This is a genomic window from Stenotrophomonas sp. KH_029 (assembly GCF_057839765.1).
In genome coordinates this window covers 4,168,465-4,187,546 of the sequence record NZ_CM174498.1, presented here as the reverse complement: position 1 = coordinate 4,187,546, position 19,082 = coordinate 4,168,465, and the positions used below count along the sequence as shown (strand labels likewise).

Sequence of the window (19,082 nt, the reverse complement as noted above, 5' to 3'; positions counted from 1 at the left end):
AGGATTCCCCCCCAGCAATGAACCCCACCAAGGTCGACCGCAACCATCTGTTGCGTCTGACCGACCTGCCGAATGTCGGGCCGGCCTGTGAGAAGGATCTTCGTTTGATCGGCATCCGCGTGCCCGCCCATCTGCGCGGCCGCGACGCCTATGACATGTACGCCCAACTGTGCCTGCGCACCGGGGTGATGCACGACCCCTGCGTGATCGACGTGTTCCTGTCGATCGTGCGCTTCATGCAGGGCGAGGCCCCGCGGCCGTGGTGGGATTTCAGCAAGGAACGCAAGGCCACCCTGGCCAAGGACGCCCCGCTCACCCTGTGGTGACACGTCCCGGCAGGCGGTGGCCGCCAACAAGGAGCCATGGATGAACACCCCCTATGACGACGTAAGCCCGGGCGGCAGCCCGATGCTGATCCACACCCAGCCCCGCGATTTTGCACCGGCCGCCGGTGAGGAATGCATCGAACGGATCAGCGCGCATATCGAGCAGCATCTCGGGCCGATCTCGTTTGTCTTCCACGAGATCATTTCCGATGCGGTGCACATTGACGTGCACGTGGTACCGGCCACGGAGGATTTCCCGCACCTGCGGCTGGTGACATCGGGCATGAGCGACTTGCCCATGACCTTGTCCGCTGGCGCGGAGGGTTCGCCGCGGCACATGGAGTTGATGGTGACGCTGCCGGCCGTCTGGCCGCTGCAGCAGGCCGACTTCAAGGACGAACGTCACTACTGGCCGATCCGCCTGCTCAAGGAGCTGGCGCGCCTGCCGCACAAGTTCGATTCCTGGCTGGGCTTTGGCCATACCGTCCCCAATGGCGACCCGGCCCAGCCCTACGCGCCGGGCGTGGGCTTCAGCGGGGCGATCGTGCTGCCGCCGGTGACCTCCCCCGACGATTTCAGCCACCTGGTCATCAGCGATGAGAAAACCATCGTGTTCATGTCCCTCGTGCCGCTGTATCCGGAAGAAATGGCGCTGAAGCTGAAGAAGGGCAGCGACGCGCTGCTGGACCGCTTCGACGCCAAGGGCATCAGCGACCTCATCGAGCCGGGACGGGTCAACGTTGCCAGGAAACGCTTCGGGCTGTTCTGAGCGCGGCGCATCGGCGATATCCTGTCGACTGGAATTTCCAGGACCCCCGCCATGACCATTCTCGTAACCGGCGCCGCAGGCTTCATCGGCGCCAACACCGTCCGTGCCCTGCTCGATGCCGGTGAAGCGGTGGTCGGCCTGGACAACTACAACGATTACTACGACCCGCAGCTCAAGCGCGACCGGGTCGCGGCGCTGTGCCCGGACGCGGACATCCGCGTGCTGGACCTGACCGACCGCGACGGCCTGGCCGCGCTGTTCGAGCAGGTCAGGCCGACCCGGGTGGTCCACCTGGCCGCGCAGGCCGGCGTGCGCTATTCGCTGGAAAACCCGCACGCCTATGTCGACAGCAACCTGGTCGGCTTCGTCAACATGCTCGAACTGTGCCGCCACCGCGGCGTGGCCCACCTGGTGTATGCGTCCAGCAGCTCGGTGTACGGCGACTCGGCCACCCCGCCGTTCTCCGAAGACCAGCGCATCGACAAGCCGCGCTCGCTGTATGCGGCCACCAAGGCCGCCAACGAGCTGATGGCCTACACCTACGCCCAGCTGTACGGCCTGCCTGCCACCGGCCTGCGCTTCTTCACCGTGTATGGCCCGTGGGGCCGGCCGGACATGGCGCCGCTGCTGTTTTCGCGCGCGGTGCTGGCCGGGCGCCCGATCGAGGTGTTCAACGACGGCAAAATGCAGCGCGATTTCACACATGTTTCCGACATCGTCGCCGGTATCCTCGGCGCGCTGGCGCATCCGTCCGGCGAGGGCGTGCCGCACCGTGTCTTCAACCTGGGCAACCACACCCCGATCGAACTGGAACAGTTCATCGGCATCATCGAGGCGGCGGCCGGTCGCCCGGCGCACAAGGTCTACAAGCCGATGCAGCCTGGCGACATGGTCCGCACCATGGCCGATACCACCCGTGCGCGTGACGCATTCGGCTTTGATCCAGCCACGCCGATCGCCCAGGGCCTGCCCCCGGTGGTGGCCTGGTGCCGGGATTATTTCGGCGATCACGCCTGACACACACGCACCGATTCATCTTCGGATAACCTTCGCTGCGGAAAATGCGCGCTCTTTTTCGTTCCTGGCCATTCGCAGAGCCCGACCATGAGCCACCCCCAACTGTCGGTCGTCGTCCCGGTCTTCAATGAACGCGACAACGTCACCCCCCTGATCGGCGAGATCACCGCGGCCCTGCGTGGCCAGCTCGATTTCGAAATCGTCTACATCGACGACCACTCGCGCGATGACACCCTGGCGGTGCTGCAGGCGCTCAAGGCCGGCACCCCGGAACTGCGGGTGCTGCACCATGCCAGCCAGAGCGGGCAGAGCACCGCGGTGCGCAACGGGGTCAAGCAGGCCCGCGCGCCGTGGATCGCCACCCTCGACGGTGACGGCCAGAACGATCCGGCCGACATTCCCAGGCTGCTGGCCGCCCGCGCCGCCGCGCCGCCGCAGGTCAAGCTGTTTGCCGGCTGGCGGGTCAACCGCCAGGACAGCGGCAGCAAGCGCTGGGCCAGCAGGTGGGCCAATGCGATCCGCGCGCGCATGCTGCGCGATGACACCCCCGATACCGGCTGCGGCATCAAGCTGTTCGAGCGCGCCGCGTTCCTGGACCTGCCGTACTTCGACCACATGCACCGCTACCTGCCGGCACTGATGCAGCGCGCCGGCTGGAGCACGCTCAGCGTGCCGGTCAACCACCGCCACCGCACCGCCGGGGTGTCCAAGTACAACAACCTGGGCCGCGCGCTGGTCGGCATCGGCGACCTGCGCGGGGTGGCCTGGCTGATCAGGCGCAGCAAGCGTACCGCCGTGGAAGAATGCTGATGGAGTTGCACTGGCTCGATCAACCCTTGACCTGGCTGTACTGGACCGGGCTGCACGTGACCGGCTGGAAGTTGATCGGCTACACCGGCGCGCTGATGTTCGGCGGCCGCTGGCTGGTGCAGTTCGTGGCTTCCCGGCGCGCCGGCAAACCGGTGATCCCGCGCCTGTTCTGGTACATGAGCGTGGTCGGCAGCCTGATGACGCTGAGCTATTTCCTGTTCTCGGCCAAGCAGGATTCGGTGGGCGTGCTGCAGAACCTGTTCCCGGCGTTCACCGCCCTGTACAGCCTGAAGCTGGATATCCAGCACCGTGGCTGGAGGCGGGACCGGGCGGAGCATTAGCGGTAGATCCACGCCATGCGTGGATGCTCTTGGTGCGGTGTCATGAACGTCTGACGGGTGTGCCGCGCTGCGCGCGGTATCCACGCATGGCGTGGATCTACCACGCGCCGTTGGCGCGTCGGTCCCGGCCTGCGGCCGGTTCCGGGTCCTGCCCGCGATGGGATCACCGACCACGGGTCGGTGCCTACGCGCGCCTTCGGCGCTGCGGTCCCGGCCATTGGCCGGTCCCGGGTCCTGCCCGCTGCGCGGGCAGGACCTTTGATCCATGCCCGGGCGCTGGCTTGGTGCCATGATCGGGGTTTGCCGTCCCACGGGAATCCCTGATCGTGAAATCACCGCTCGTTGCTGCGTTGCTGTTCGCCCTGGCCCTGCCTGCCGGTGCCGCCCCGGCCGCCCCTTCGGCTCCCCCGGCCGCGGCCCCGCCCAGCCTGGCCACCGAAAGCGCTGCCGATGCGCAGTTCAAGGCGATCTACGAGACCGAATGGAAATGGCGGCAGGCCGGTGGCGGTGAGGCCAGCGAAGACGGCGACGGCCCGGCCAATGCCACCCGTATGCCCGATGTGGGCGCGGCCGCCCAGCAGGGCCGGCTGAAGGTGTGGGACCAGGTACTGGCCCAGCTGGACAAGGTCGACGTCCAGGCCCTGTCGCCGGACAACCGGATCAACTACGCCATCTACCGCGACCAGGTGTTCAACCTGGCCGCCGAGGTGCGCCTGGGCGGCTATGAAATGCCGTTCAACGCCGATTCCTCGTTCTGGTCCAACCTCTCGTTCATGGCCCGCCGCGAGATGAAGACCGCGCAGGACTTCCGCAACTACATCGCGCGCCTCAACGACGTGCCGCGCTACTTCGACCAGCAGACCGACAACATGCGCGCCGGGCTGAAGCGTGGCTTCAGCGTGCCGCGCGCGGTGCTCGATGGCCGCGAAGTCTCCATCGCCACCGTGTCCGAACTGAAGGACCCGACCGCCTCCCCCCTCTATGCGCCTTTCAGGAAGCTGCCGTCCAGCATCCCGGCCGCCGAGCAGGCACAGCTGCAGGACCAGGCCCGCCAGGCCATCAGCGGCAGCGTGGTGCCGGCCTTCGCCAAGCTGCGCACCTTCTTCGTCGGTGAGTACGTGCCGCAGGCACGCACCACCCTGGCCGCCGAAGCCATGCCCGGTGGCAAGGCCTACTACAAGCAGCAGATCCACCAATACACCACGCTGGACCTGACCCCGCAGCAGATCCACGAGATCGGCCTGAAGGAAGTGGCGCGCATCCAGCAGGAAATGAACGGCATCATCAAGCAGGTACAGTTCAAGGGCAGCTTCGCGCAGTTCCTGGCGTTCCTGCGCACCGACCCGCAGTTCTACGCCAAGACCCCCGACGAACTGCTGCATCGCGCCGCATGGATCTCCAAGCGCGTGGACGGGGTGATCGGCAAGTACATGACCCTGCCGCGCGCGCGCTTCACCATCGTGCCGGTGCCGCCGGACATCGCCCCGTTCTGGACCGCCGGCCGCGGTGGCATGGGCACCTATTGGCTCAACACCTACAACCTGCCGGCGCGCCCGCTGTACAACCTGCCGGCGCTGACCCTGCACGAATCCGACCCGGGCCATGCACTGCAGGGTGCGCTGGCCGCCGAACAGGGCCAGTTGCCCGAGTTCCGCCGCAATGCCTACATCTCCGCCTATGGCGAAGGTTGGGGCCTGTACTGCGAGAAGCTCGGCGTGGAGATGGGCATCTACGAAACCCCGTACGAGGATTTCGGCCGCCTGACCTACGAAATGTGGCGCGCCGCGCGCCTGGTGATCGATACCGGCGTGCACCACAAGGGCTGGACCCGCGAGCAGGCGATCGCCTATCTGCGCGACCACACCGCCCTGAGCGAACATGAAGTGACCACCGAAGTGGACCGCTACATCTCCTGGCCGGGCCAGGCCCTGAGTTACAAGCTGGGCGAGATCGCCATCGTGCGCCTGCGCGCGCAGGCCGAGCAGGAACTGGGCGAGCGTTTCGACATCAAGGGGTTCCACGACGCGGTACTCAAGCAGGGCTCGGTACCGCTGCCGGTGCTGGAGTCGCAGATCCAGGCCTATATCGCCGAACGCAAGGCCGCCGGCTGAACCGGCAAGCCGCCGGCCCGTGCGTGGCCGGCCCGGCAATGTGAACCAATGCGGGCCGCTGCGATTGTGTAACGCGCAAGCGGCCCGCTACCCTGCCGGCATGTACCGCCATGCCCGCCCGCGTCCGTCCCTGCTGCTGCGCCTGCTGATGCTGGTCGCCGTGGGCCTGGGCGTGTTCGGCACGGCCACCGCCTCGGCCCTGGCCGACATCCACATCAGCCTGCACAGCGATGCCGCGCCGGCCGATGCGGCCGCAGCGGGCAGCGCCGATGCCGAGCAGGACGATGGCGATCTGCTGCATGTCCTGGTCCATTGCGGGCATTGCCACGGCCATGGCGGCGTGTTGCCGATGGCGTCACTGCCGTGGGTGCTGCCGGCCGCGCCGGCGCACAGCCTGCCGGCAGGGTTGACCGCGCAGCTGCGCACCCAGCCGCCCGAGAGCGTGTTGCGCCCCCCGATAGCGTCCTGATGCCACGCGGCCCTGTGCCGCGCTTGCCCATCTGAACCGTTATCTGGAGATTTCCCATGTGGATGCGTCTGGCAGCCTTGGCTGTCTTTGCGTTCGTGCCCGGCGCCCATGCGCAGGGCACGGCGCCGGCGGCACCGTCGCCCCCTGTTGCCCTCACCCTCGATGACGCGCTTGCGCGCGTTGCCCAATACCACCCCGAGCTGCGCCTGGTCGATGCCCAGCGCCCGGTCTGGGAAGCACGCCGCGATGCAGCCGGGCTGCGCCCGCCCTTGACCCTGGGCGTGGACCTGGAGAACGCGCTGGGGACCGGTGGCAACCGCGGCTTCAAGGCCGCCGAACTCACCGTCACCCTGGCCGGCGTGCTCGAACGGGGCGGCAAGCTGGATGCGCGCCGTGCCGTGGCCCAGGCCAACATCGACAGCCTGGCCCCGCAGCGCGAGACCGCGCGGCTGGACCTGATGGCCGAAGTGGCGCGCCGCTACCTGGCCGTCACCGATGCGCGCCAGCAACTTTCCATCGCGCAGACCGACATCGAACAGCGCCGCCGCGCCGTGGCCGCCGCACGCCTGCGCCTGCAGGCCGGCGCCTCGCCCGAATCGGTACTGTTCACCGCCCAGGCGATGCTGGCCCAGGCCGAACTGGACCGCGACCGCGCCCGGCAGATGGACCAGTCCGCGCGCATGGCCTTGTCGGCGCTGTGGAAGCAGCGCGATCCCGGCTTCGACGTGGTCACCGGCGACCCGATGCAACTGCCGGCACTGCAGGATTTCGCCGTGCTCGCAGACGAACTGCAACGCACCCCGGAACTGGCCGTGCTGGCCGGCGAACGCCGCATCCGCCAGGCGCAGGTGCAACTGGCGCGTACCGCCGCGCGCCCGGACTTCAACTGGCAGGTGGGGCTACGCAACAGCCGCGACAGCCGTGACAACGCGTTCGTTGCCGGATTCAGCCTGCCGCTGGGCAGCGTGGCGCGCGCAGCGCCCGAGATCCGCGCCGCCGAAGCCGAACTGGCACTCAACAGCGTGGAGCGCGACGCGCGCGCGCTGCAGCTGTACGCCACCCTGGCCGAAGCGCATGGCCGCTACCTGACCTCGCGGCTGGAAGTGGCGCGCATGGCAAGCGATGTGCTGCCGCAGCTCAAGCGTGCCGAAAACGCCGCTGAAAAAGCCTGGCGTGCCGGTGCGATCAGCTACATGGAATGGGCGCAGCTGCAGGCGATGCGCATCGACGCGCGCCAGCGCCAGCGCGAGGCGGCGATCGCCGCGCAGACCGCCCTGATCGAAATCCAGCGCCTCACCGGGCAGGGCATGCTCGCCGCCGGCGATACCCCCACCCCTAGCCACGTGTCCACGGAGGACCGCCGATGACCACTTCCGCATCCCGCACGGCGCTCACCGCCAGCCTGCTGCTTGCCCTGTCGGCCCTGGGCGGCTGCAGCAGGGACACCCCCGCCGTGGCAGCGGCCGACACCGCCGCCGATGCCGGCCACGCTGAGGCCGGGCATGCCGAGGGCGAACAGGACGACCACGACGCCCCACAGAGCACCACCATCGCCGCGGCGATGGCCGAACAGGCCGGTATCCGCGTGGCTCCCGTGGCGGCCGGCACCATCGCCGACGAACACGATGTACAGGGCCTGCTGACCCCGGTCGATGGCCGCGTGGCGCAGGTAATGGCGCGCTTCCCCGGGCCGATCCGCTCGCTGCGCGCCAACGTCGGCGACCGGGTGCGTGCCGGCCAGGTACTGGCCAGCATCGAAAGCAACCTCAGCCTGACCACCTACAGCGTCAGTGCGCCGATTTCCGGCGTGGTGCTGGCGCGCCAGGCCCAGGTCGGCGGGGTGGCGGGCGAGGGCACGCCGTTGTTCGAGATCGGCGACCTGTCTTCGCTGTGGGTGGACCTGCATATCTTCGGCAACGATACCCAGCACATCACCGCCGGCGTGCCGGTCACGGTGTCGCGGATGACCGATGGGGTCAGCCAGGCCACCACGCTCGAACGCGTGCTGCCCGGCACCGCCACCGCCAGCCAGAGCACCGTGGCGCGGGCCACGCTGCGCAACGACGATGGCCTGTGGCGGCCGGGCGCGGCGGTCAAGGCGCGCATCGTGGTCGCCTCCACCCCGGCCGCGCAGGTGGTACCGCTGAGCGCGCTGCAGAGCCTGGACGGCAAGGACGTGGTGTTCGTGCGGCGCGGCAACACCTACACCGCGCGCCCGGTCACGCTGGGTGCGCGCGATGCCGGCAAGGTCGAAGTGCAGTCCGGGCTGGCCCTGGGCGAGGAGGTCGTGGTCGAGCAGAGCTACGTGGTCAAGGCCGACATCGGCAAGGCGGGGGCATCGCATGAACATTGAGCGCGCGCTGCAGCCCCGGCATCGCGGAGGGCACGGTCATGCTTGAGCGCATCATTGGCGCCTCCATCGCCCACCGCTGGCTGATGATGTCCCTGACCGTGGCGTTGGTCGCGGTGGGCATCTGGAGCTTCACCAAGCTGCCGATCGACGCCACCCCGGACATCACCAATGTCCAGGTGCAGATCAACACCGCCGCGCCGGGCTATTCGCCGCTGGAAACCGAACAGCGCATCACCTACCCGGTGGAAACGGTGATGGCCGGCCTGCCGCGCATGGAGCAGGCGCGGTCGCTGTCGCGCTACGGCCTGTCGCAGGTCACCGTGGTGTTCGAGGACGGCACCGACATCTACTTCGCCCGCCAGCAGGTGGCCGAACGCCTGCAGCAGGTCAAATCGCAGATCCCCGCCGGCCTGGACCCGCAACTGGGCCCGATCTCCACCGGCCTGGGCGAGATCTTCATGTACACCATCGACGCCGACCCCAAGGCGCGCAAGCCCGATGGCAGTGCCTACACCGCCACCGACCTGCGCACCCTGCAGGACTGGGTGATCCGTCCGCAGCTGCGCAACGTACCCGGGGTGACCGAGGTCAACACCATCGGCGGTTTCCAGCGCCAGGTGCACATCACCCCGGACCCGGCGCGGCTGCGCGCGCTGGGCTTCAGCCTGGAAGACGTGGCGCAGGCGGTGGAAGCCAACAACCAGAACGTCGGTGCCGGCTATATCGAACGCAATGGCCAGCAGTTCCTGGTGCGCATTCCCGGCCAGGTCGCCAACCTGGAGGAGATCGGCAACATCGTGCTGGCCCGCCGCGAAGGCGTGCCGATCCATGTGCACGACGTGGCCGAAGTCAAGGACGGCCCGGAACTGCGCAGCGGCGCGGCCACCCAGAACGGCCATGAAGTGGTGATGGGCACGGTAGTGATGCTGATCGGGGCCAACAGCCGCGACGTGGCCCAGGCCGCGGCGGCGCGGTTGCGGCAGGCGCAGGCCAGCCTGCCCGCAGGCGTCACCGTGACCGCCAGCTACGACCGCACCGCACTGGTGGACCGCACCATCGACACCGTGGCCAAGAACCTGGTCGAGGGCGCGCTGCTGGTGATCGTGGTGTTGTTTGCGCTGCTCGGCAATTTCCGCGCGGCGCTGATCACCGCCGCGGTGATTCCGCTGGCGATGCTGTTCACCCTCACCGGCATGGCCCGCGGCGGCGTGTCGGCCAACCTGATGAGCCTGGGCGCGCTGGACTTCGGCCTGATCGTCGACGGTGCGGTGATCATCATCGAAAACTGCCTGCGCCGCTTCGGCCAGCGCCAGCACGCGCTGGGCCGCGACATGACCGGCGCCGAACGCTTCGCCGAAACCGCCAGCGCCACCGCCGAAGTGATCCGCCCCAGCCTGTTCGGCCTGGGCATCATCACCGCGGTGTACCTGCCGATCTTCGCGCTGTCCGGGGTGGAAGGAAAAATGTTCCACCCGATGGCGATCACCGTGGTACTGGCCCTTAGCGGGGCGATGGTGCTGGCGCTGACCTTCGTCCCGGCGGCGATCGCCCTGTTCCTCGGCGGCCGCGTGCAGGAGAAGGAAAACCGGCTGATGGCCTGGGTACGCCGGCGCTACGAACCGCTGCTGGCGCTGGCCCTGCGGCGCGGGCGCTGGATGGTGGCTGGCGCGCTGGTGCTGGTGGTCGGCTGCGGCCTGCTGGCCACGCGGCTGGGCAGCGAGTTCGTGCCCAACCTGGACGAAGGCGATGTGGCCATGCACGCCATGCGCATCCCCGGGACCAGCCTGACCCAGTCGATCCAGATGCAGTTGCAGATCGAGAACCGGCTGGTGCAGTTCCCGGAAGTGCTCAAGGTGTTTTCCAAGATCGGCACGCCCGAAGTGGCATCCGACCCGATGCCGCCCTCGGTGGCCGATACCTTCATCATGATGAAACCGCGCAAGGACTGGCCGGACCCGCGCAAACCGCGCGCCGCGCTGCTGGGCGAGCTGGAAACGGCGGTGGAGCAGCTGCCGGGCAACAACTACGAGTTCACCCAGCCGATCCAGATGCGCACCAACGAGTTGATTTCCGGGGTGCGCGCCGACGTGGCGGTGATGCTGTTCGGCGATGACCTGGACACGCTGCTGTCGGTGGGCAAGCGAATCGCGGCGGTGGCCGGCACGGTGCCCGGTGCGGCCGATGTGCGCGTGGAGGAAACCAGCGGCCTGCCGCTGCTGACCGTCACCCCCAACCGCACCGCGCTGGCCGGCTACGGGCTCAACCCCGGCCTGGTGCAGTCCACCGTGGCCACGGCGGTGGGCGGGCAGGTGGCAGGGCAGCTGTTCGAGGGCGACCGCCGTTTCGACATCGTGGTGCGCCTGCCCGAAGCCCTGCGCCAGGACCCGGCCGCGCTGGCCGACCTGCCGGTATCGCTGGAGACCGCACTGGCCGATGGCGCCGATGAATCCAGCCGCGCCGGCAGCGGCACCGGCGGCAGCGCCCGCACCGTACCGCTGCGCGAGCTGGCCACGCTGGCCAACAGCGAAGGGCCGAACCAGATCAACCGCGAGAACGGCAAGCGCCGCATCGTGGTCACCGCCAACGTGCGCGACCGCGACCTGGGCAGTTTCGTCACCGCGCTGCAGCAGGCGATCGGCCGCGATGTGCAGGTGCCCAACGGCTACTGGATCGAGTATGGCGGCAGCTTCGAACAGCTGATCTCGGCCAGCCAACGCCTGGCGGTGGTGGTGCCGGTCACCCTGATCATCATCTTCGCGCTGCTGTTCTGGGCCTTCGGCTCGGTCAAGGACGCGGCGATCGTGTTCAGCGGCGTGCCGCTGGCGTTGACCGGCGGCGTGCTCGCCCTGGCCGCGCGCGGCATTCCGCTGTCGATCTCGGCCGGGGTCGGGTTCATCGCGCTGTCCGGCGTGGCGGTGCTCAACGGCCTGGTGATGATCAGCTTCATGCGCAGCCTGCGCGACGGTGGCCTGCCGCTGGCCGACGCGGTGCGCGACGGTGCGCTGGGCCGGCTGCGCCCGGTGCTGATGACCGCGCTGGTGGCCTCGCTGGGCTTTGTGCCGATGGCCTTCAATGTCGGCGCCGGCTCGGAAGTGCAGCGGCCGCTGGCCACCGTGGTGATCGGCGGGATCGTTTCGTCCACGCTGCTGACCTTGCTGCTGCTGCCGGTGCTGTACCGCTGGCTGCACCGCAAGGATATGTGACTGCGCGCGCCGCCCCAACCGGGGCGGCGTGCGAAAATGCGTCGACAGGCGTCCCGGTGAAAGGATGGGGCGCAGGCAAGCGCAAGGAGCCGCATGCAACGTGTGATCAGTCTGGACACCGAAACCACGGGCATCTCGCACCGCCTGGGCGATCGGATCATCGAAATCGGGGCGGTGGAGCTGATCGATGGCCGGATCAGCGGCCGCCAGTTCCACACCTACCTGCAGCCGCAGCGCGGTGTGGACTGGCGCGCGCAGCGCGTGCACGGCATCAGCGATGCCATGCTGGTGGGCAAGCCGCTGTTCGCCAGCAAGGCCACCGAACTGCTGGACTTCCTCGGCGGCAGCGAGATGGTGGCCCACAACGCCAGCTTCGATGTCGGCTTCCTGGACAACGAGCTGCGGTTGGCCGGCATCCCCGGTGGCCTGGGCCGGCACTGCCGGGTCACCTGCAGTCTGCAACTGGCCCGGCGCCGCTGGCCGGGCATGCCCAACAAGCTCGACGACCTGCTGCAGCGGCTGGGCATCGTCCACAGCCGGGGCCTGCACGGCGCCCTGAAGGATGCCCACCTGCTGGCCCAGGTGATCCCGCACCTGCGCTGAGGGCGCGCGGCACCCTGGCCCTGTGGACAACTTGCACGGCCGCCCCGGCTGCGGCATAATGCGCGGCTCGCTGTGTCCGGATTGTTCCGGATCGGTGGCCGGGAACACGTCATCCGGCCCGCCCTCGACAGCGTAACCCTTTGATTCTCATGACGTGTGGCGGGAAACCGCCGAGGCCGCCGTCGCCCGGGCTATGGGCTGACAATTACTTTCATCGAGGTGCGCAATGTCCCGCGTATGCCAAGTTTCCGGCAAGCGAGTGCAGACGGGTAACAACGTCTCGCACGCCAACAACAAGACCCGTCGTCGTTTCCTGCCCAACCTGCACGAGCGCCGCTTCTGGGTGGCCAGCGAAAACCGCTGGGTCAAGCTTCGTGTTTCCGCGCATGCCCTGCGCACCATCGACAAGAACGGCATCGATTCCGTTCTGGCTGAGCTGCGTGCGCGCGGCGAAAAGGTCTGAGGAGTAAACGATCATGGCAGGCAAGCGCGACAAGATCCGTCTGATTTCGACGGCCAACACTGGCCACTTCTACACGACGGACAAGAACAAGAAGAACACCCCCGGGAAGATGGAATTCCTGAAGTACGATCCGGTCGTGCGCAAGCACGTCCTGTACAAGGAAGGCAAGATCAAGTAATCCGCAAGGATGCTTGAGCTTCCCCTGAAGAACCCGCCCTCGTGGCGGGTTTTTTGTTGGCCGCGCCCGGTAGGTGGCCACCGTTGGTGGTCACGCCCTTTGGTGGCCACGCCCGTTGGCGGCCAGGCCCACCGCCGCCAACACGGCCGTGTACACCACCCATGGCAGAATGCCTGCACACCCCCGACGGGCGACGCGATGCTGTTCGAGTGGCTGCTGGGTTCCTGGTTGTTGCTGCTGGACTGGCTGATCCGGCTGGCCGCGCTGTTCTGGATTCCCACCCGCACCACCCCGGGTGCGGCGCGCAGCTGGCTGCTGCTGGTCGGCTTCGTGCCGCTGCTGGGTCTGCCGCTGTACCTGCTGTTCGGCCACCCATGGCTGTCGCGCCAGCGCGTGCAGCGCCAGGCCGAGGCCTCGCAGGTGATCCGCGAGGAACAGGCGCTGCAGCCGCCGCTGCGCTGGACCCCGGTGGCCGATACCGCCACCGCCGAGATCGTGCCGCTGATCGAGCGCCAGGGCGATTTCATGCCCATCCACGGCAACGCGGTGGAACTGCTGAACGACTACGACGCTTCGCTGCAGGCGCTGATCGCCGACATCGACCAAGCCCGCGAGCGCGTCCACCTGTTGTACTACCTGATGTTCGACGATGCGGTTGGCGAGGCCATCGTGCAGGCCCTGCAGCGCGCCGCCGCGCGCGGCGTGCACTGCCGGCTGCTGCTGGATGCGGTGGGGGCCAAGCGCGGCCTGCGCCATTACCGGCACCGCCTGCAGGCGCTCGGCGTGGATGTGCGGGCGATGCTGCCCGGCGGCCTGCGCTGGCGGCGCAGCGGGCGCATGGACCTGCGCAACCACCGCAAGATCGCGGTGATCGACAACCGGGTCGGCTACATCGGCTCGCAGAACCTGGCGCAGGCGCAGTTCGTGCCCGGCTTCCCCAACAAGGAACTGGTCGCGCGCGTGCGCGGCCCGGGCGTGGCGCACCTGGAGGCGGTGTTCGCCAGCGACTGGTACATGGAAACCGGCCAGCGGCTGGACGTGCTGACCGCCGTACCGGTGTGCTCGGCCGACGTGGCCACCCAGCTGCTGCCCAGCGGCCCGGCCTACCCGTTCAGCAATGCACGCGATGCGGTCAATGCGCTGATCCACCTGGCGCGCCGCCGCATCGTGCTGGTCACCCCGTATTTCGTGCCCGACGAGGCCACCCTCAGCGCACTGCGCATTGCCGCGCTGTCGGGGGTGCAGGTGCAGCTGATCCTGTCGGCCAGCAGCAACCAGCGGCTCACCGCGTGGGCGCAGGAGGCCTACTACGATGAACTGCTGCGCTGCGGGGTGCGCATCGCGCTGTACCAGCCCTGTTTCCTGCATGCCAAGCACCTGACCGTGGACGAGGACATCGCCCTGGTCGGTTCGATCAACCTGGATATCCGCTCGTTCGCGCTCAATGCCGAAATCGGCATGCTCTGCTACGACCGCGGCATCGTCGCCCAGCTGCTGCAGATCGAGAACGACTACCTGGGCCAATCGCGCCAGCTCGACCTGCGCAGCTGGCGCCAGCGCGCGGCGTGGCGGCGCAGCCGCGAAGGCATCGCGCGGCTGGCCGATGCGCTGATGTAGCGCCGCGGCGATGGCCGATACGGGGCCATCGCGTGCATCGCCTACAATCGGGGCATGACGGCAACCCAATCCCTTCGCCAGTGTGATCTGGCCATCGTCGGCGGCGGTGCGGCGGGCGTACTGGTGGCGCTGCATGCGCTGCGCACGGCAACCACTGCGCTGCATGTCGCCTTGTTCGAGCCGGCCTCGGCGCTGGCCCAGGGCATCGCCTACGCCACCCCGTGGCCGGAGCACCTGCTCAACGTGCCGGTCGGCAGGATGAGCGGGCTGCCCGATGCCCCCGATGATTTCCTCGACTACCTGTTGCAGGTCGACGCGTTCCCCGGCATGCCGCGCGACGCGCTGGCCGCCGAGTACGCGCCGCGCCGCTGCTATGCGGCCTACCTGCAGGCACGGCTGGAGCAGGCGCAGGCCGGCAGCCCCGCGCAGTTCAGCGTGGTGCATGACGCGGTGACCGCGTTGCAGCCCGGCACCGCCACGCAGCGCCTGACCCTGGCCGGCGGCGACAGCTGGCAGGCGCGCCAGGTGGTGCTGGCCTGCGGCAACAGCATGCGTCCGCTGCCGGTCGCCGGCGCCGACGCGCTGCCGCCGGGCAAGGTCGTCGATGCCTGGGACTACGACGGCGTGCGGATGCTGGCCGGCGACGGCGACCTGGCCATCATCGGCTCGGGCCTGAGCATGGCCGACAGCGTGGTGGCCCTGGCCAACGCCGGGCATCGCGGCCGTATCCACGTACTGTCGCGCCACGCGCTGCTGCCGTTGCCGCACGCGCACGGCGGCGCGGCCAGCTTCGATCCGCAACCGCTGCCGGGCCTGCCACTGCGGCAGGCGCTGCGCACGCTGCGCGGGCATGCCCGTGACGCCGTCGCGCAGGGCCTGCCGTGGCAGAGCGTGATGGATCGCATCCGCCCGCTCGGCCAGGCACTGTGGTGGGGGCTGGATGCCGCCGACCAGCGCCGTTTCCTGCGCCACGTGGTGCGGTACTGGGACGTGCACCGCCATCGCATTGCCGAACGCGTCCAGGCGCAGCTGGCCGCGCTGGAACAGTCGGGCCAGCTGCAGCGCCATCGCGCCCGGCTCGACACCGTGCTGGTGCTCGACGGCACCCTGCAGGTGCATGCGCACGGCGCCGACGGCGGCCTGCCGCCGCTGCAGGTGGGCGCGCTGGTCAATGCCACCGGGGTGGAAACCCGCGCCACGGCGATGCGCAATCCACTGGTCCAGCAGCTGCTCGCCGACGGCCATGCGCGCCCGGGCCCGCATGGGCTGGGGCTGGATACGTCGGTGCAGCAGGGCCACCTGCTCGATGCGGGTGGTCAGCCACAGCACGGCATCCAGGTGGTCGGCAGCCTGCGCATCGGCACGCTGTGGGAAAGCCTGGCCATTCCGGAGTTGCGGGTGCAGGCGCAACAGGCCGCAGGACGCGCGCTGGGCTGACGCCTTGCGTGGGTGGGTGGGCCAACTGCGACAACACGCAGTACGGTTGAAGCGAGGTATAGAAAGGGCTAATGCCTCTGTCTCAATCTTCGCATTGGTGACGGCGCGCCTACCGCTCTAGGCTGCTGTCTTTCAGACCGGGAATGCGCATGACGCCCACCTCCGCCCCGACCGCCCTGCGCGGCCCCGCTGCCTCGGCCGTGATGCGCCGCGTGTTCGCCGTACTGGGTATGGGCATGCTGCTGGCCGCCTGTCGGCCGGCGGACAGGGCCGATGCCCCCGCACCCGGTGCGCCGGCCAGCGCCGCGACGCCCGTGGCCAGCGCAGTCGATGACATTCCGGCCTGTCCGGCGGGTGCCAGCGTCATGGACGGCTGGAACGATCGCGCCCCGCCACGGCGCATCTTCGGCAACACGTGGTATGTGGGCACCTGCGGGCTGTCGGCGGTGCTGGTCACCTCCGACCAGGGCCATGTGCTGATCGACGGCGGCACCGTGGCGGCCGGTCCGCTGATCGAGGCCAATATCCGTGCGCTGGGCTTGGATCCGCACGCGGTGAAATACCTGTTGAACTCGCACGAACATTCCGACCATGCCGCCGGCCTGGCCCATCTGCAGGCGGCCACCGGCGCCCCGCTGCTGGCGCGCGCGCCTGCGCTGGCCACGCTGCGCAAGGGCAAGAGCGACCGCAGCGATCCGCAGTACCTGGAGCCCGGTGGGAGCTTCCCGCCGGTGGCCGACGTCGCGGTGATCGGCGATGGCGAGGTGGTCCGTGTTGGTCCGTTGGCGCTGACCGCGCATGCCACGCCGGGCCACACTCCCGGTGGCACCAGCTGGACATGGCGTTCCTGCGAAGGCGCGCGTTGCCTGGACATCGCCTACACCGACAGCGTCAGTGCCATCTCCGACGCGCAGTACCGCTACCTGGATCATCCGGAGATGGTGGCCGCCTTCCGGCGTGGCCTGGACACACTGGCCGCGCTGCCCTGCGACATCCACGTGACGCCGCATCCGCTGGGCAGCGATCTGTTCGCCCGCCTGGCCGGCGATGGGGCATCGCCGCTGGTCGATGCGGGAGCCTGCAAGCGTTACGCGCAGAACGGGCGCGCCCAGCTGGACGCCCGCCTGAAGGAGGAGGCGGCTGGCCGTAAGCCCTGACGCAGGGAGGGCGCGGAGGGCGTAAAATAGCCCGATGGATGTCTCCCACTTGCTCGACGGGCTCAACCCCGCCCAGCGCGAAGCTGTGTCCGCCCCGCCCGGCCACCATCTGGTGCTTGCCGGTGCCGGTTCCGGCAAGACCCGCGTGCTTATCCACCGCATCGCCTGGCTGAATGAAGTCTGCGGCGTGCCCACCCATGGCATTTTCGCGGTGACCTTCACCAACAAGGCCGCCGGCGAAATGCGCCACCGCATCGACCTGCAGCTGCCGCAGGGCAGCCGCGGCGCGTGGATCGGCACCTTCCACGGCTTGGCCCACCGCCTGCTGCGCCTGCATTACCAGGACGCCAGGCTGCCCGACAGTTTCCAGGTGCTCGATTCGGACGACCAGCTGCGGCTGGTCAAGCGCGTGGTGCAGCAGCTGGAGATCGACGATGGCAAGTTCCCGCCCAAGCAGATCGCCTGGTGGATCAACGAACAGAAGGACGAGGGCCGCCGGCCGCAGCACATCCAGCCTGAGCCGCACGATGCGTGGCTGGAAACCATGCGCCAGGCCTACGCGGCCTACCAGGAACGCTGCGACCGCGCCGGCCTGGTCGATTTCGCCGAGCTGCTGCTGCGCGCGCATGAACTGCTGCGCGACAACCCGGCGTTGCTGGCGCACTACCGTTCGCGCTTCCGCGAGATCCTGGTGGACGAGTTCCAGGACACCAATGCCATCCAGTACGCCTTCGTGCGCGTGCTGGCCGGCGACAGCGGCCACGTGTTCGTGGTCGGCGACGACGACCAGGCCATCTATGGCTGGCGCGGCGCCAAGGTCGAGAACGTGCAGCGCTTCCTCAAGGATTTCCCCGGTGCGCAGACCGTGCGCCTGGAGCAGAACTACCGCTCCAGCGCCAACATCCTCGGCGCGGCCAACGCGGTGATCGCGCACAACCCGGACCGGATCGGCAAGGAGCTGTGGACCGACAGCGGCGATGGCGAGCCGATCGACCTGTACGCGGCCTACAACGAAATGGACGAGGCCCGTTACGTGGTCGAGCGCGCGCGCCAGTGGGTGCGCGACGGCGGCAGCTACGGCGATGCCGCGGTGCTTTACCGCAGCAACGCACAGTCGCGTGCGTTCGAAGAAGCCCTGTTGTCCGAGCAGGTGCCCTACCGCGTGTACGGCGGCATGCGCTTCTTCGAGCGCGCCGAAATCAAGGACGCGCTGGCCTACCTGCGGCTGATGACCAACCGCAACGACGACGCCGCCTTCGAGCGCGCGGTCAACACGCCCACCCGTGGCATCGGCGACCGCACCCTGGACGAAGTGCGCCGGCTGGCGCGCAGCCAGGCGATCTCGCTGTGGGAAGCCACCATGCTCACCACCCAGGGCAACGAACTGGCCGCACGCGCACGCAATGCGCTGGCCGGGTTCCTGACCCTGGTCAACCAGCTGCACGCCGAAGCCGGCGAGATGACCCTGGCCGAACGCATCGACCACGTGCTGGTGCGCTCGGGCCTGCGCGAGCACTGGTCCAAGGAAAGCCGCAACGCACTGGATTCGGAATCGCGCGCGGACAACCTGGACGAACTGGTATCGGTAGCCTCGCGCTTCGTCCGCCGCGAGGACGATATCGAAGAGACCGGCGAGACCATGAGCGAGCTGGTCGCGTTCCTGTCCTACGCCTCGCTGGAGGCCGGCGAAGGCCAGGCCCAGGCCGGCGAGGAAGGCGTGCAGCTGATGACGCTGCACTCGGCCAAGGGCCTGGAATTCCCGATCGTGTTCCTGGCCGGCATGGAAGATGGCCTGTTCCCGAGCGCGCGGTCGCTGGAAGAAAGCGGCCGGCTGGAGGAAGAGCGCCGCCTGGCCTACGTGGGCATCACCCGCGCCCGCCAGAAGCTGGTGCTGAGCTACGCCGAATCGCGGCGCATCCACGGCCAGGAAAACTACAACGTACCCTCGCGCTTCCTGCGCGAGATCCCGCGCGAACTGCTCAACGAGGTACGCCCCAAGGTGCAGGTGTCGCGCACCGCCTCGCTCGGCGCCAACCGGGTGATGGGCCATGCCGCCCTGGAGGCGCCGCCGTTGAAGCTGGGCGCCATGGTCAGCCACGCCCGCTTCGGCGAAGGCATGGTCACCGATTACGAAGGCAGCGGCGCGCATGCGCGCGTGCAGGTGGAGTTCGCCGACGCCGGCAGCAAGTGGCTGGTGATGGCCTATGCCAACCTGACGGTGCTGTAAG

Annotated in this window: 17 protein-coding genes; all 17 read left to right on the top strand. The window is 68.7% G+C overall.

Annotation, left to right across the window (positions count from 1 at the left end; translation table 11 throughout):
• Positions 1-17 precede the first annotated feature (17 nt).
• Positions 18-326, top strand: a complete 309-nt coding sequence (locus AC3ITM_RS18770; protein WP_228887072.1) for a helix-hairpin-helix domain-containing protein — start codon at positions 18-20, stop codon at positions 324-326.
• 40 nt (positions 327-366) lie between these two features.
• Positions 367-1,095: a suppressor of fused domain protein gene (locus AC3ITM_RS18765; RefSeq protein ID WP_489267241.1), complete on the top strand. Its 729-nt coding sequence runs from the start codon at positions 367-369 to the stop codon at positions 1,093-1,095.
• A 51-nt stretch (positions 1,096-1,146) separates the two neighbouring features.
• On the top strand, positions 1,147-2,112 hold the full coding sequence (locus AC3ITM_RS18760; RefSeq protein WP_489267239.1) for an SDR family NAD(P)-dependent oxidoreductase: 966 nt from the start codon (positions 1,147-1,149) through the stop codon (positions 2,110-2,112).
• Positions 2,113-2,199: 87 nt separating this feature from the next.
• Entirely contained in the window at positions 2,200-2,922 is a 723-nt protein-coding gene (locus AC3ITM_RS18755; protein WP_489267237.1) for a glycosyltransferase, read from the top strand.
• On the top strand, positions 2,916-3,263 hold the full coding sequence (locus AC3ITM_RS18750; RefSeq protein WP_489267236.1) for a lipid-A-disaccharide synthase N-terminal domain-containing protein: 348 nt from the start codon (positions 2,916-2,918) through the stop codon (positions 3,261-3,263). Before AC3ITM_RS18755 ends, AC3ITM_RS18750 begins: the two co-directional genes overlap by 7 nt.
• A gap of 326 nt (positions 3,264-3,589) precedes the next feature.
• Positions 3,590-5,374 carry a DUF885 domain-containing protein gene (locus AC3ITM_RS18745; RefSeq protein WP_489267234.1) on the top strand — a complete coding sequence of 595 codons (1,785 nt, stop codon included), beginning with the start codon at positions 3,590-3,592 and terminating at the stop codon, positions 5,372-5,374.
• Between the two features lie 100 nt (positions 5,375-5,474).
• Positions 5,475-5,843: a DUF2946 family protein gene (locus AC3ITM_RS18740; RefSeq protein WP_489267232.1), complete on the top strand. Its 369-nt coding sequence runs from the start codon at positions 5,475-5,477 to the stop codon at positions 5,841-5,843.
• 56 nt (positions 5,844-5,899) lie between these two features.
• Positions 5,900-7,210, top strand: coding sequence for a TolC family protein (locus AC3ITM_RS18735; RefSeq protein ID WP_489267230.1), 1,311 nt, complete (start codon positions 5,900-5,902; stop codon positions 7,208-7,210).
• Entirely contained in the window at positions 7,207-8,196 is a 990-nt protein-coding gene (locus AC3ITM_RS18730; protein ID WP_489267228.1) for an efflux RND transporter periplasmic adaptor subunit, read from the top strand. Before AC3ITM_RS18735 ends, AC3ITM_RS18730 begins: the two co-directional genes overlap by 4 nt.
• A gap of 38 nt (positions 8,197-8,234) precedes the next feature.
• A complete protein-coding gene (locus AC3ITM_RS18725) occupies positions 8,235-11,399 on the top strand; it encodes an efflux RND transporter permease subunit (protein WP_489267226.1) in 3,165 nt (1,054 codons plus the stop codon).
• Between the two features lie 93 nt (positions 11,400-11,492).
• Positions 11,493-12,002 (top strand): DNA polymerase III subunit epsilon, encoded by a 510-nt coding sequence (locus AC3ITM_RS18720; protein ID WP_489267224.1) that lies wholly within the window; start codon positions 11,493-11,495, stop codon positions 12,000-12,002.
• Between the two features lie 226 nt (positions 12,003-12,228).
• Entirely contained in the window at positions 12,229-12,465 is a 237-nt protein-coding gene (gene rpmB / locus AC3ITM_RS18715) for a 50S ribosomal protein L28 (RefSeq protein WP_005411638.1), read from the top strand.
• A gap of 10 nt (positions 12,466-12,475) precedes the next feature.
• On the top strand, positions 12,476-12,643 hold the full coding sequence (gene rpmG, locus AC3ITM_RS18710; RefSeq protein WP_172407465.1) for a 50S ribosomal protein L33: 168 nt from the start codon (positions 12,476-12,478) through the stop codon (positions 12,641-12,643).
• A gap of 198 nt (positions 12,644-12,841) precedes the next feature.
• On the top strand, positions 12,842-14,260 hold the full coding sequence (gene cls / locus AC3ITM_RS18705) for a cardiolipin synthase (RefSeq protein ID WP_489267212.1): 1,419 nt from the start codon (positions 12,842-12,844) through the stop codon (positions 14,258-14,260).
• A gap of 36 nt (positions 14,261-14,296) precedes the next feature.
• Positions 14,297-15,697 (top strand): FAD/NAD(P)-binding protein, encoded by a 1,401-nt coding sequence (locus AC3ITM_RS18700; RefSeq protein WP_489270139.1) that lies wholly within the window; start codon positions 14,297-14,299, stop codon positions 15,695-15,697.
• 149 nt (positions 15,698-15,846) lie between these two features.
• Positions 15,847-16,854: a subclass B3 metallo-beta-lactamase gene (gene bla / locus AC3ITM_RS18695; protein ID WP_489267210.1), complete on the top strand. Its 1,008-nt coding sequence runs from the start codon at positions 15,847-15,849 to the stop codon at positions 16,852-16,854.
• Between the two features lie 34 nt (positions 16,855-16,888).
• Positions 16,889-19,081, top strand: a complete 2,193-nt coding sequence (gene uvrD, locus AC3ITM_RS18690) for a DNA helicase II (RefSeq protein WP_489267209.1) — start codon at positions 16,889-16,891, stop codon at positions 19,079-19,081.
• Position 19,082 lies beyond the last annotated feature (1 nt).